Below are 12308 nucleotides of genomic sequence, written 5' to 3' on the forward strand. Positions count from 1 at the left end.
TGCGTTTTAGATAGCGCCGTCGTGAATGACGGCTTTCAGCCAGAAGCGGACACTCAAAGCTGAAGTCATCACGGTCTGGATGTCATTGTAACGATGGTGCTTCACTGGCCGCGCGGGTGCGGATGAGCAGTCCAGGGACTGCGCCTCGCAGCGAGTCGATGAGTGCCTGCCTATCTAAGTAAAGCCTTTAACTACTCGACAAACTCGACATAGTTAGACTCGCCACCTCCAGTCGCACCGTACAACCACCCCCAAACGAAGTGGAGTGTAAGCGTGCGGCAATGTCATCTAGTCAGCTACGTAGACTTTGAGAGGGTGTCCGACTATGCGGACACCATCTCTAGCTAACTAGGTGTATGGGCTTATCGATATTTCGGGTGCGTGGCTGACTGGAAAGTTTACCGAACGGGCAATGAAGCATTTCTCATGAGCCATTTTGTGCAGCGTCTGAGCTTTTGCGATCTCAGACCCCGATGCCAGAATCACTTTCGGCCTCAAAACAACTGAGGTGAACTGGCCAGCGCCGTCGCTCTCCTCGACCATTGTTCCTTGAGCATTGTCCTCGTAGGCCACCACAACGATCCCGGCCTCAGCACAAAGGCCAAGGTACCAAAGCTTGTGGCACGCAGATAAGGATGCCAAGAGCAATTCCTCGGGGTTCCAGCGTGTTGGGTCTCCTCGAAAACTGGGATCGGACGACCCCTCAATTGGTATTTTGCCGTTAGCTGCGATTACGTGCGCCCGGCTGTAACCCCGATAAGATGACGTTCCTGTTCCGTTGTTGCCGGCCCAAGTTACCTGGACTTCGTACTCGTGCGTTTTATCTACCATTGATCCCTCCTAGGAAAGTTTTCGAAAAGTCCGTTAAAAAGCGGACTTATTGAGCAGGCACCCATCGATGAGGTAGCAGCTCCATAATCTCACTGGCCCGCTGCGTCGGCAGGCGAGTGAGGACGTCCTTTAAATAAGCATACGGATCATGCCCGTTGAGTCGCGCCGACTGGATCAGGTTGAATCGCCCCGGACTCCCTAGACACCTTGCAAGCTCATTGCGTACCCGATTAAACGTGCAGCAGCAGCTTGCCCCGCATCACTGCAACAAGCGCTGAGTAAAATGGTGTTGCCCCTTTGATACCCGCAGATAGTCACGCAAGGAGGCTCGTCCATTGCCCCTCTGAAACGTCGCTAGGACGTACCGCGACTTCTTAGTTGTCATCACCCAAAACCTCCTCTCACGTTCGACCTTCAACACGCAGAAGTCCTGATCAGATGACCATCACCAAACCGACCATACTTGTCGTTTCGGTTGTGGCCAAAAACCGCACTGATACCAGCGCTAGCCATTACCTGGATAGAAGACATCTGAAATTATGACTGAGCCATAATTATTGCTGAACCATATTTTCCAATAATTCAGTTTTGCCACTTTCCCCGCCGTACCCTTTGTTGTCGAAATCGATCGCATGCAGTGCTCCGTGAACCCTGATTGTGGCGTGCCATGAAGCTCAGGCGTGCACCCTCTCCAACCTGTGCGGACACAGTCACCACTCACTTAGGTCATTTGCCAATCATGGGCTGCAAGCATTCATTACGGCGTAAGAAATCTTCGAGCTAAGAAGCCCCTTTTTGATGAAACCTTAAGCTGGGATACCAAAATCTCGAAAAGCTCCGCAAGCACTCGTGCGTCTAGCAAAGCATGGTGAGGTAGATCACATAGCCCAACGTGCTCAAGAGCTTCGGTATTTATCTGACTGAAAAGGCTTATGAGGTTGGTCGGTTGATTCGTTACCTGGTCTGGCCATGGTTGATTCTTAACATCAACGAGATAACAGAAAAAATCCCAGTCCCAATTTGGCGCATCTGAACATACCTCAAGCTCTCCATCGAAGCCGCCTAGAAATCTTCGAAGTGAGTGTTGGGCCTCGATGAGCGACTGGCCATACCTTCTAGAATCGAGCTGCGGTAAAACATAATGGATGACGAAATCACTGCAGTCCTCAACCATATAGGTATCCGTCAGCTCAACGTAGAACTCTTCGCCTGACTCCGATACCAGCGCTAGTGATATGAGCTTCGAGTCCTGATTGAGCTGGGTAAATTCGCAATCTAGGAACATCCTCAACGACCTCCCCCTCATCTAATGTTGGCGTGTCTTTCAGCGAGGCAGTGCATGTCCCCTATGAGGGCCGAATCCTGGCTGATCTTCGATGTGCCGGCAGCAAGGCAATCGTCTCTTCGCGTAAACGCCTAGCCTTTGCGGTCGTGGCAACCCCCACAAAAATGAAGCCGATAAACCAGTCAGCAACAGGCGGTTAAGGGTGCTCATGGTAGGTTAGACAGAGACGTAACTGTTGTGAGAATTCGCTTTGAACACACCAAACGCACATGCCGATTTCAATACCTTGATCAACGCACCGGAATTTTCCGACGACCCTATTGGTCACCGGCAGAAACAGCGGTGGCAGCTCATCGCTGAAGACATCTACAAAAGCACATCCATCAATGCTTTGCTTGAAGCACGAGGCAAGGCCGAAGGCTACATCCATGGCTTGGTGGACGCCGGGCACTTGTCGACGAGAGACACCAACCGCGACTATCTGATTTTGAGCATCGTTCAAAGACGGCGGGAGTTTTTGAAGAAATTGCTTAGCGATTACGGTTATTGAGCCAGCCGCATCGGAGTCGCGCGAAACCTAGTTGGCGGTTGAACATCACTCAGCACGGGTCAGCGGAGTGAAGAAGCTTGAGAAAGCTCGCTCTTCCGAGGTCTCGCTTGAAGCTAGCGATGACGTAGTTGCCGTCTTGGGTTTCGAGCAGCCAAAACCACCCTTCTTTCCTCGCTGACTGAATTTTACCTGTCCGGAGAATAGAACCATCCACCCTATGGTACGCATCGTCACGCTCAGAATGGTCGAAGGAAACGCCCAGGCATGTTTCATCCGCGATGAGAGCGTCGCTAATGAAAGCAGTGACTGGCACCGTGTATTTTCGAAGGCTTGCTCGCACCAAGCGACTCAGCTGAAAGTCGCTTAAATCTTTACTGTGGAACTCCAACTCAGTTACTTCAGGCATCAAACCCAAGCTCCAAAACGATTCTGTCTAAATTCTCTGCGAGCACTCCTCACCCTGCTTTCATCGAAAAAGCAGCACCTATGCTGGCATTTTTTCTTAAACCCGATCCCAGCAGGAGGTAGACCGTACTCTTGGTTTCAAACATGCAGTCTTCCGTGAATGATTTTCCGAAATTGCTGCGTACCCACATCTGTGGCTGGAAGCGCCCTTTACTGTCCAAGACGACTTCGTGAGCGAAAAGCGTCGCGGGAAGTAGACCAAGCCCGGTGAGTTTTTCCTTCTCAGCAGGTGTCACAGTGAGGTTGATCAGGATCCACTGCCTCACAACACAGAATGCTTTGCCTGGGAACGTCTTTGCGGCCAATGCAATTAGCTCGTCTTGGGAGCCCTGCCAACCAGGCATCTCCTCGCCTGCGCCGTAAAGCAACCGCGAGATTTCTTCTAACGTGACCATGTAATTTTCTCGAATTCGTACGCAGCGAAATTCAGTTCGCTGAGGTTCGTTGGGGAACGACTACTCGTCAAATCTCGATCAGAAAATCCGGATTGAAACCGGTTTGTTGATTCGGATAGCCGCGAGGGTTGGAGATCACACGGCACCCATTCTTGAGGAAATCCGCTGAGACGTGGGTATGCCCGTAAACCCAAAGATCGGCCCTGCCTACGAGCTCCTTCCAGTCATTGGCATAAGCAGCCACCAAATGTGTAGGGAGCTCATCACCGACGTAATCCAGTACCGGTGCATGGTGCGTAACTACAACTGTTTCGCCATCGAATGGTTTGTCCAGTTCCTGTGTGAGCCAGGCATACGCTGCTTTAGATTTAGCGATCAGGTCATCGGGACGAAGGCGTCGGTAACTCTCATCTGTTCTGATGACGGTGAAGTCGTTCATCCACTCCCAAGCGACACGCTTCGCGGTAGCAACGTCTCCAGTCGACGAGAAGTCTGTCCACGCTGTCGTGACCAAAAACCTAGTTTGATTCAGGATCAAGGCCTCGTTTTCTAGGACGTGGACATGAGGTGCTGCCGCGACCTTCATTTTTCGAAGCGTGCGATCAATATGGCCGCCGTAGTACTCATGGTTTCCGCAGACGTAAATCACCGGGCAATGGAATGTGTCGTTCGCCCAAACCACGCCACGCGATTTGATATCAATGTCACCAGCGAGAATGACTACGTCCACGTCGCTTGGCACGGGCTCGAATCGAGCGAAGCCGAGGTGCAGGTCTGAGTAGATTTGGATCTTCATAGATTAACCATCTGGTGGTGTTGTCGTGGCAGGGTTCACTTGCCTCTATCAGAGCGTCACTCTTGTTGGGGTCTGATAGTTGGTGCTATGGAAATGCTTCCCGGCAGCAGTCGTGGCGTCGTAAATCATTCGAATATTGCTGAGCAAACCTGCGTCGGTCACACCGGGAGAGCTGCTGTAGATTGCTCCGCTATCGACTTTATGAAGCAGTACGCACTCACCGTTGCCGTCGTAGCCGACGATCGCACTGATCAACTTTTCCATACGTTCTAAAGAACCCCCACTCATGCAAGGGGGAGTCACAACCTGAACCACCTCAATCTTATGCTCTGGGCTCCGCTGCGAGAGTATGTGTGTCAGCATCGAAGGGTCTGATGGCATCAATTTTCTGAACCGAGCCCTTGCTCCTTCACAAATGCGAAAGCGAACGTGATACCAAAAATCTTCCGAATCTCGCTCGACCATCCGCCAAGCCGTGAGGCCAGGCCCGGGAAAGCCCGGTAGGCCGACAAGACAAGTTTCATCTGAGATAAACATGATGGTTATACCCGTAACATCAATATCTGGTTTGAGAGCTCTGAGGCGTGAGTGATGCCATAACACGCCCTACGGCGCTTCTTATGCATTCAACGAGCCTGGGGAATGTGGCTTTCGGACAAAAAGGAATGAGTCCTTTCCGGCTTTTCGCATCCATTCGCCAGGTGTCAATTTATGCCTAATGTTTTTGTTGCATCCTTCTTGAAAGTATGATTAGGACAAGAAGGCGATCACGATAGCAGACCCAACAGCTCTATGTACAGAGTAGCTGGGTCAATAATTTGCTGGCCTTATCCTCCGCTTTGAGGACAAGTCGTCATGCTGACTCAGAGTCTCGCGGTTGTGCTTCGCGCGCTACGAAAAACTAGAGAGCTCACTCAGGAACGACTCCCCTCTAGTAGGAGCTATGCCTTTGCCTTAGAGGCTGGTACGCCGAAAAATATATCGCTAGGCAAGCTGCAGGAGCTTTCAAAGAGCCTTGAGATCACTCCCCTAGCGCTTATGGTGCTGTGCGAGTCTATCGAGAGTGGACAGGACTTTCTGGATGTCATAGGCAAGCTGAAGGAAGAGCTTCGGCAGCTCCGCTCGATCGGCCTAGATGAGGAAATTCGCGAGGAGCAGCGAAGCTCCAGCCTCGTATCAAAAGCTAAAGCTCGCGAAATTGCTGACAGCAAGAGACTCGCTGTTAAGCGTCTCAAAGAGGAAGGTAAATCAAGAAAGGAAGTCTCCGAAGCACTAGGTATTTCAAAGTCTTCAGTCCAGAGATTCTGGGTTTGATTATTTCCAGTTACTCGCCTGGACTCAAGTCAGCGCTGGCTAGATCCGCTGTGTTGAAACCACTAACGGAAAAAAAAGCGAATTGTGTTGGGACAAAGGAAGATGCTAGCCATAGGTGCATGTCAAAGAGCATATGCATGGTTTGTTTTGCCGCAACGATCCGGGTAGTCAGCTCGGCGCACGGGCTGCCATACGAATACTTGGCGCCTGTCACCGCGCGCAAGAACATCAGTGCGCTCGAAAGTGGGAAGATCAACATCCCTGTTGACAAATTGATCGAGCTATCCGCGCCTCTGAAGCTTGACCCTGTGGCCCTTCTAGCCATCAGCATCTCGTTGAGAAATGGTGAGCTCCCCGAAGCTGCTTTAGAACGAGTACGCGTCGTCTTGGAGAATTTTCGATCAGAAGGAGGTTTGGATCTTCTTGAAACGCAGATCGTTGACGACACGCTTGTGCAGCGCTCGCGTGGGAAGCCGGAAGGTTGTAAGCGCCCGGCGAAGTCACCTACCAATCCCCTGCAATAAGGGCGATGTTCTCCTCTTAAAAATACGTGGACACCATTGCCCTTATCATCAGGATCGCCATGCGCCAAAGAACCTCTTACCCCAAACCCCTTAAAGCCCAGATCGTCCAGGAATGCCTGCAACCCGGCGTGTCGCTAGCCAGCGTAGCCCAGCGCCACGGCATCAACGCCAACTTGGTTCGAAAGTGGTTACCTGTTTATCGTGATTGCCAGGCGCCGGCGTTGCCCGCTTTCGTTCCGATCAAACTACCATCCCTACCAACGCCCGATCAGCAAATGTTCGTCACCATCGAGGTGCCTTTCGGCCAGCAGAACCTCACCGTGAAGTGGCCATCTACAGACCCTGTGGGGTGTGCCCGTTTTATCCGTGAGCTTGCTCAATGATCCGCATCGACGCCATTTGGCTCGCTACTGAGCCCATGGATATGCGCGCCGGTACCGAGACTGCTTTGGCCAGAGTCATTACGGTATTTGGTGCGGCGAAGCCGCACTGCGCTTATTTGTTTGCCAATCGACGGGCCAACCGGATGAAAGTGCTGGTACACGACGGGATTGGGGTTTGGTTAGCAGCTCGGCGGTTGAATCAAGGAAAATTTCACTGGCCAGGCACTCGACAAGGTAGCGAGCTGGAACTGGATACTGAACAACTTCAAGCCTTGGTGCTTGGTCTGCCGTGGCAGCGCGTTGGGGCTGGCGGTGCAATCACGATCCTTTAAAAAGTGTAATTAGCGTCTGAGCCTGCTGCCGTAGGCGGTCTGCTTTGGTAAAATCCACGGCATGACTTCCTTGCCCAACCTTGACCAAATGACCCCCGACCAACTGCGCGCGCTCGCTGCGCAGTTGATGTCGAAGGTCGACACCATGGGCAGAAAGATCCATCGCGATCAAACCATCATCGAACAGCTGACTCACGAGATCGCGATCCTCAAGCGGCACAGGTTTGCCAAGCGCAGCGAGCAGATCAGCCCTGAGCAAGGCAGCTTACTCGACGATCTGCTTAACACTGATCTTGAGGCTGTCGACGCTGAGCTGACGGCACTCCAGCCGGCTCCGGCTCCAGAAGAGGTGCGCCAAAAACCAAAGCGCGCACCGCTGCCGCAGCAGTTTCCACGTACCGTCATTCATCACGAACCAGAAAACACCCAGTGCACTTGCGGTTGCCAGCTCCAGCGCATCGGCGAAGACGTCAGCGAGAAGCTGGATTACACGCCGGGCGTGTTCACCGTCGAGCAACACGTACGTGGGAAATGGGCCTGCCGCCGGTGTGAAACGCTGATCCAGGCACCGGTACCGGCCCAAGTGATCGACAAGGGCATCCCGACCGCAGGTCTGCTGGCTCATGTGATGGTGGCGAAGTTCGCTGATCATTTGCCGCTGTATCGGCAGGAGAAAATCTTCGGCCGCGCCGGTTTGGCGATACCGCGCTCCACACTGGCTCAATGGGTTGGGCAAACCGGTGTACAGCTTCAGCCGCTGGTTGATGCCTTGCGAGAAGCCGTTCTGGCGCAGCAAGTTGTCCACGCCGATGAGACGCCGGTGCAAATGCTTGCGCCCGGACAGAAGAAAACGCACCGAGCTTATGTATGGGCTTACTGCACCACACCGTTTTCAGCGCTAAAGGCTGTGGTCTATGACTTCAGTCCGAGCCGCGCCGGTGAGCATGCGCGAAACTTCCTCGGCTCATGGAACGGCAAGCTGGTGTGCGATGACTTTGCTGGTTACAAAGCCGGATTCGAGAAGGGCATGACCGAAATTGGCTGCATGGCCCACGCTCGCCGTAAGTTTTTCGATCTGCACGCAGCGAATAAAAGCCAGTTGGCAGAACAAGCACTGCACTCGATTGGTGGCTTGTACGAAGTTGAGCGCCAAGCGCGAGACATGAGTGACGAGGATCGCTGGCGAATACGACAAGAAAAAGCAACACCATTGGCCAAAGCACTGCACGAATGGATGTTGACCCAGCGCGATCTTGTGCCCAACGGATCAGCGACGGCGAAAGCCTTTGATTACAGTCTTAAACGCTGGATAGCGCTGACGCGCTATCTGGAGGATGGGGCTGTGCCCATAGACAATAATTCGGTCGAGAATCAGATCCGGCCGTGGGCACTGGGGCGTTCCAACTGGTTGTTTGCAGGGTCGCTTCGCAGTGGGAAACGCGCGGCGGCGATCATGAGTCTGATTCAGTCTGCACGTATGAATGGGCATGATCCGTATGCATATCTCAAGGATGTGCTGACGCGGTTGCCGACGCAGCGGGCGAGTGAAATCGATCAGTTGCTGCCGCATACGTGGCAATCGGTTTAATCGCGCAAGACTCATACATTGGGTTGGCCAGGAAGGCGTGCGAGTATAGAGAGAAACCAGGCAATAGCCGGACGACGCCAGCGAGGCCGCCGTCATGATTTCAGGAGTTAAAGCCTCGTGCGTGGAAGTCTCAGGAAGATTCTTCAGGTATATTCTTGGCGCTGCCTATTATTTTGCCGAGGCCTACCGCGGCGGTCTCCACAACTGCATTCAGCCTCTCTTCCTCCCAACCCTCCTTCGCCGCAGCCGACAGGCCAAGCATGGTCACGGAGACATAGTCTACGACGTGGCTAGCAGCGGAGATGCCAGATGCTTCGAGAAACGCCATCACTTTTGCACGATTCTCGTCTGCGATTTGCTTAGCAGCTATTCCCGACTCAGTGGCTCCGGCCTTCGCATGCTCCAGAATAAAACAACCTCGGCGGTTCGGATGAGCGGCGTATGCATGTGCCGCAGCCCTAAGCATGTCCCTAAGTACAGTCTGCGGTGATTTGTCTGGGATCAAAAAGGTGTCGAGTGGCACAACAGTCGCGGAGTAATGCCTCAAAGCATCGTTGAAAAACGCACCCTTGCTGCCGAAGGCCGTATAGAAGCTCGGCGGCGTGATCCCAATCGCTTCGGTCAGCGATGCGACGCTGACATTCTCATAGCCATGCTCGTGGAACAGATGCAGCCCGACCTGGATGGCGTCCTCAAGGACAAATTGGCGCGGTCGCCCGCGGGATCTCTTATTTACGTTAATGACCATTACAGAAACCATTTACTTTGGGGTTTGCGAATACTATAGTGACTACTAACGTAAATATCCACGTCGTCAGGTGGCGCTCTACACGGCAGCCCGTACGCCAATCGCAAGGAAAATCATGCAGCCCTCCCCATCACAGAGTCTGCCCGATGAGGCTCCTACCACGATCTCCGGACTACCCATCGCGGCACTGGCTGGCCTAGCGGCCGCTGGCTTTCTATGCATCGTCACCGAGACATTACCCGCCGGTTTGTTGCCCAGCATCGCCTCTGGACTTCAGATCACTGAGGCTATTGCGGGGCAGCTTGTCGCTGTTTACGCACTTGGATCGCTGTTGGCTGCAATCCCACTCACGAGTCTCACGCAAGGCTTGCGCCGCAGGCCTGTCCTGCTTGCAACGATCATCTGCTTTGTTATCGGCAACACGTTGACCGCGATGGCTGAGTCAATCGGTGTCGTGCTGATCGCACGGTTCATAGCAGGATGTGCGGCAGGTTTAGCGTGGGGAATACTTGCAGGCTACGCACGTAGCATCGTACGTCCCGAACAGACAGGGGCGGCAATGGCGGTCGCGATGGTGGGTGTGCCCCTGGCGCTGTCGCTGGGTGTGCCGTTGGGGACGTTCCTGGGAAGCTTGGTGGGGTGGCGCGGATCGTTTCTGATTCTATCGGCACTTGCTGTCATGTTGATCGGTTGGATCATCGTGAAAGTCCCCGATGCTCCTGGCCGAACAGGCAACAACCGCCCCTCGCTCACTGGCGTCATCAGAACGAAGGGCGTCATACCGATCCTGCTTGTCATCCTGGCCTGGATGACTGCCCACAACATTCTCTACACCTACATCGCGCCGTTCTCAACAGCGTCGCAGTCGCGGGTCGATCTAGTCCTGCTGGCGTTCGGAATCAGTTCGCTTGTTGGCATATGGGTAGTCGGGCGTTGGGTTGACCGGATGCTCCGCCTGATGGTGCTTGCAGCGATCGGGTCATTCGCTTTAACCGCTGCGTTCTTGAGTATCGCTGGAGAACACAGTATCGCGGTCTATCTGGGCGCCGTTGTCTGGGGACTGGGTTTTGGTGGAGCGGGCGCCATGATGCAGACTGCATCAGCTGATGCCGCCGGCGATGGCGTGGACTTGGCCCAGGCAATGGTAACCACTGCGTGGAACCTGGCGATCGCGGCTGGCGGAGCTGTTGGCGGAGCGCTCCTCACTCAAGGTGGTACGTCCACGCTGCCGCCCACTGTGGCCATCCTCGCATTCCTCGCTTTTGTAATAGCACTAGCAGCACGGCGCTACGCCTTTCCTCCCGGTAGTCGCGCTCAACAAGATCGCTGATTGCCCAATCATTTATCGTCCCACCAGGTAAAAAACATGAAGTTCCATGCAATTGCACTAGCCGTTGCTGCGCTCGCTATGGGTGCAACTCAGGCCCACGCAACACAGATCAATCCTGCGCTGCCTCCAGCTGTCAGCGCCACCCAGGCGGAGTTTCCGATACCCGAAGGTTTTACCAGCGCCTACGAAACTGTTGACGGCGTGAAGCTGCATTTCGTACGTGGCGGCAAAGGCCCCCTTGTGCTGCTTGTCCACGGCTTCGGCCAGACATGGTATGAGTGGAATAACCTCATGCCGCAACTCGCGGAACGCTATACGGTCGTAGCAGTCGATCTACCAGGTCTTGGCTTGTCAGCGCCGCCGCAGACTACCTTCACTGGCGTGGATATCTCTGAGTATCTCCACAAGCTAGCCAAGCGGATTAGTGCGAACAAGCCCTTCTATCTCGTCGCCCACGACATTGGTATCTGGAATAGCTATCCAATGGTGGCCCGCCATCCAGAAGATATTGTGAAGGCCGCTTTCATCGAAGCGACAATTCCTGACGACACGCTCTATTCGCTGCCAGCCTTTGTCGCGACCGGAGAAGCACCGGGATGGCACCACAGTTTCTTCGCAGCCTCAGGTCAGTTGGCTGACGCAATGGTCAAAGGTAACGAGCGGTTGTTCCTGACGCATTTCATTCGTCACCATGCCAGTAACCAAGCGGTGTTCACTGATGAACTGGTAGACCGTTACGTGCGGTCATACTCTAAGCCCCAGACCTTCCACCACGCGTTTGAATACTATCGCGCGCTGCCACAATCGATCGCGCAGAACGAGAAGTTGGTAGCGACCAAATTAACACTGCCTGTCCTCGCGGTTGGCGGTGGTGGTAATGGTGGATTCGGGGCCCAGCAGCCCGAAAACATCCGCCGCTACGCCACCAACGTTGAATCGCACGTTTTGCCAGGTTGCGGCCACTGGGTTCCAGAGGAGTGTGCATCAGCGCTCAACCCATTGATCTCTTCCTTCCTGGCTCGGCCCTGAGAGAAGACGTCGTAGTTTCCGGTAGTGTACGGGGGATGGATCGTGTCGGCACGCTTCCGGACACCGCGGCAACCTGATTTCTGCGCGCAGACTCTGACGTGGCTGTCGTTTATGACACTGTAAGCGATGGCCGATCTCAGAGATTATCTGGGGATCTAGCTGCGACGACGGCGGTTGAAATGATTCCAGGAATCGAGGTTGACGCTCACGCCTCCGCACGGCTGTCGTGAACTAAACCACCACTTCGCCGCTGTCTTGACCCTTCCGGCTTCCAGTCTCGCGCCTGCATGCTCCGCTTGCCACAATCACCTTACGTACGAGGCGGCGATGAGCAACCCTAGGCTTACGGAGGTCACTGAGGGGAAAATGGTGTGGTCAAGGTGTATCTACCGGACGCTTACGGAAGGTTACAAGAATGCTCTGGCTATTAAGGAGCTCAAGGAGGCAGGATTCAGCCGGAAGGACGTTATGGAGAAGCTCGGGCTATCCAGGTCTACGGTGTATGGGCATTGGAAAAATAGGGTGGACTCCACTCGCAGATCGCACTGCGAGCATTCACTTGTGCAGGCGTGATGGCTGGAGATATCAATCAGCCAAACTGCTTGCAGAGCCAGAACATACTTGCCATTTGATATACGCTTACGGATTGGTCACCATAAGCAACAAAGAACGCGCCTCATCCTGATCCCGTTCTACTTACCACCTGATACGCTGAGTAACGCCTCAACCACTTAGCAA

General features: G+C 53.9%; 15 protein-coding genes and 2 pseudogenes. 9 read left to right on the forward strand and 8 right to left on the reverse strand.

All coding sequences use genetic code 11. The features are described 5' to 3' along the window. Positions 1-348: 348 nt before the first annotated feature. The 3 genes and pseudogenes from BI292_RS24025 to BI292_RS29280 form a co-directional block, all read right to left on the reverse strand. Positions 349-831, reverse strand: coding sequence for an OsmC family protein (locus BI292_RS24025; RefSeq protein ID WP_101209435.1), 483 nt, complete (start codon positions 829-831; stop codon positions 349-351). 46 nt (positions 832-877) lie between these two features. Then, a pseudogene (locus BI292_RS24030) lies at positions 878-1012 on the reverse strand (transposase domain-containing protein); the annotation flags it as partial. A 78-nt stretch (positions 1013-1090) separates the two neighbouring features. Next, a pseudogene (locus BI292_RS29280) lies at positions 1091-1338 on the reverse strand (hypothetical protein); the annotation flags it as partial. A 1028-nt stretch (positions 1339-2366) separates the two neighbouring features. Here BI292_RS29280 and BI292_RS24045 point away from each other — a divergent pair. Then, positions 2367-2666 (forward strand): hypothetical protein, encoded by a 300-nt coding sequence (locus tag BI292_RS24045; RefSeq protein ID WP_101209437.1) that lies wholly within the window; start codon positions 2367-2369, stop codon positions 2664-2666. 49 nt (positions 2667-2715) lie between these two features. Here BI292_RS24045 and BI292_RS24050 read toward each other — a convergent pair whose 3' ends face one another. From BI292_RS24050 to BI292_RS28850, 4 genes are all read right to left on the reverse strand, one after another. Further along, a complete protein-coding gene (locus BI292_RS24050) occupies positions 2716-3072 on the reverse strand; it encodes a hypothetical protein (RefSeq protein WP_101209438.1) in 357 nt (118 codons plus the stop codon). A 49-nt stretch (positions 3073-3121) separates the two neighbouring features. Then, complete coding sequence (locus BI292_RS24055; protein ID WP_101209439.1) at positions 3122-3526, reverse strand: hypothetical protein; 405 nt, start codon at positions 3524-3526, stop codon at positions 3122-3124. Positions 3527-3593: 67 nt separating this feature from the next. Next, positions 3594-4322, reverse strand: coding sequence for a metallophosphoesterase (locus BI292_RS24060; RefSeq protein ID WP_101209440.1), 729 nt, complete (start codon positions 4320-4322; stop codon positions 3594-3596). Between the two features lie 48 nt (positions 4323-4370). Then, positions 4371-4586 carry a hypothetical protein gene (locus BI292_RS28850; protein WP_157831303.1) on the reverse strand — a complete coding sequence of 72 codons (216 nt, stop codon included), beginning with the start codon at positions 4584-4586 and terminating at the stop codon, positions 4371-4373. A gap of 591 nt (positions 4587-5177) precedes the next feature. Here BI292_RS28850 and BI292_RS24070 point away from each other — a divergent pair. The 5 genes from BI292_RS24070 to BI292_RS24090 all read left to right on the forward strand — a co-directional run bounded on the left by BI292_RS24070 (position 5178) and on the right by BI292_RS24090 (position 8463). Continuing rightward, entirely contained in the window at positions 5178-5636 is a 459-nt protein-coding gene (locus BI292_RS24070; RefSeq protein WP_101209442.1) for a helix-turn-helix domain-containing protein, read from the forward strand. A 137-nt stretch (positions 5637-5773) separates the two neighbouring features. Next, positions 5774-6160, forward strand: a complete 387-nt coding sequence (locus tag BI292_RS24075; protein ID WP_101209443.1) for a resolvase — start codon at positions 5774-5776, stop codon at positions 6158-6160. A gap of 59 nt (positions 6161-6219) precedes the next feature. Then, positions 6220-6543: a transposase gene (locus BI292_RS24080; RefSeq protein ID WP_101209444.1), complete on the forward strand. Its 324-nt coding sequence runs from the start codon at positions 6220-6222 to the stop codon at positions 6541-6543. Then, on the forward strand, positions 6540-6875 hold the full coding sequence (gene tnpB, locus BI292_RS29285; protein WP_157831304.1) for an IS66 family insertion sequence element accessory protein TnpB: 336 nt from the start codon (positions 6540-6542) through the stop codon (positions 6873-6875). The genes BI292_RS24080 and tnpB overlap by 4 nt, the downstream gene beginning before the upstream one ends. A 61-nt stretch (positions 6876-6936) precedes the next feature. Then, the gene (locus tag BI292_RS24090) at positions 6937-8463 is read left to right on the forward strand and encodes an IS66 family transposase (protein ID WP_101209445.1); all 1527 of its coding nucleotides are present in this window, start codon (positions 6937-6939) and stop codon (positions 8461-8463) included. A 130-nt stretch (positions 8464-8593) separates the two neighbouring features. Here BI292_RS24090 and BI292_RS24095 read toward each other — a convergent pair whose 3' ends face one another. Beyond that, on the reverse strand, positions 8594-9211 hold the full coding sequence (locus BI292_RS24095; RefSeq protein WP_157831305.1) for a TetR/AcrR family transcriptional regulator: 618 nt from the start codon (positions 9209-9211) through the stop codon (positions 8594-8596). A 115-nt stretch (positions 9212-9326) separates the two neighbouring features. Between BI292_RS24095 and BI292_RS24100 the strand changes: the two genes are divergently transcribed. The 3 genes from BI292_RS24100 to BI292_RS29555 all read left to right on the forward strand — a co-directional run bounded on the left by BI292_RS24100 (position 9327) and on the right by BI292_RS29555 (position 12143). After that, positions 9327-10541 carry an MFS transporter gene (locus BI292_RS24100; RefSeq protein ID WP_101209447.1) on the forward strand — a complete coding sequence of 405 codons (1215 nt, stop codon included), beginning with the start codon at positions 9327-9329 and terminating at the stop codon, positions 10539-10541. Positions 10542-10577: 36 nt separating this feature from the next. Continuing rightward, positions 10578-11570, forward strand: a complete 993-nt coding sequence (locus tag BI292_RS24105; protein ID WP_218563492.1) for an alpha/beta fold hydrolase — start codon at positions 10578-10580, stop codon at positions 11568-11570. Between the two features lie 366 nt (positions 11571-11936). Continuing rightward, on the forward strand, positions 11937-12143 hold the full coding sequence (locus BI292_RS29555) for a helix-turn-helix domain-containing protein (RefSeq protein WP_371918756.1): 207 nt from the start codon (positions 11937-11939) through the stop codon (positions 12141-12143). Positions 12144-12308: the final 165 nt, after the last annotated feature.

Source organism: Pseudomonas sp. 43NM1 (assembly GCF_002836905.1).
Lineage (GTDB): Bacteria > Pseudomonadota > Gammaproteobacteria > Pseudomonadales > Pseudomonadaceae > Aquipseudomonas > Aquipseudomonas prosekii.

Bases quoted from the DNA above. Each gene is read 5' to 3' on its own strand.
- BI292_RS24025 (WP_101209435.1), bottom strand. From the start codon at position 831: ATGGTAGATAAAACGCACGAGTACGAAGTCCAGGTAACTTGGGCCGGC.
- BI292_RS24050 (WP_101209438.1), bottom strand. From the start codon at position 3,072: ATGCCTGAAGTAACTGAGTTGGAGTTCCACAGTAAAGATTTAAGCGAC.
- BI292_RS24055 (WP_101209439.1), bottom strand. From the start codon at position 3,526: ATGGTCACGTTAGAAGAAATCTCGCGGTTGCTTTACGGCGCAGGCGAG.
- BI292_RS24060 (WP_101209440.1), bottom strand. From the start codon at position 4,322: ATGAAGATCCAAATCTACTCAGACCTGCACCTCGGCTTCGCTCGATTC.
- BI292_RS28850 (WP_157831303.1), bottom strand. From the start codon at position 4,586: ATGGAAAAGTTGATCAGTGCGATCGTCGGCTACGACGGCAACGGTGAG.
- BI292_RS24070 (WP_101209442.1), top strand. From the start codon at position 5,178: ATGCTGACTCAGAGTCTCGCGGTTGTGCTTCGCGCGCTACGAAAAACT.
- BI292_RS24075 (WP_101209443.1), top strand. From the start codon at position 5,774: ATGGTTTGTTTTGCCGCAACGATCCGGGTAGTCAGCTCGGCGCACGGG.
- BI292_RS24080 (WP_101209444.1), top strand. From the start codon at position 6,220: ATGCGCCAAAGAACCTCTTACCCCAAACCCCTTAAAGCCCAGATCGTC.
- tnpB (WP_157831304.1), top strand. From the start codon at position 6,540: ATGATCCGCATCGACGCCATTTGGCTCGCTACTGAGCCCATGGATATG.
- BI292_RS24090 (WP_101209445.1), top strand. From the start codon at position 6,937: ATGACTTCCTTGCCCAACCTTGACCAAATGACCCCCGACCAACTGCGC.
- BI292_RS24095 (WP_157831305.1), bottom strand. From the start codon at position 9,211: ATGGTCATTAACGTAAATAAGAGATCCCGCGGGCGACCGCGCCAATTT.
- BI292_RS24100 (WP_101209447.1), top strand. From the start codon at position 9,327: ATGCAGCCCTCCCCATCACAGAGTCTGCCCGATGAGGCTCCTACCACG.
- BI292_RS24105 (WP_218563492.1), top strand. From the start codon at position 10,578: ATGAAGTTCCATGCAATTGCACTAGCCGTTGCTGCGCTCGCTATGGGT.
- BI292_RS29555 (WP_371918756.1), top strand. From the start codon at position 11,937: ATGGTGTGGTCAAGGTGTATCTACCGGACGCTTACGGAAGGTTACAAG.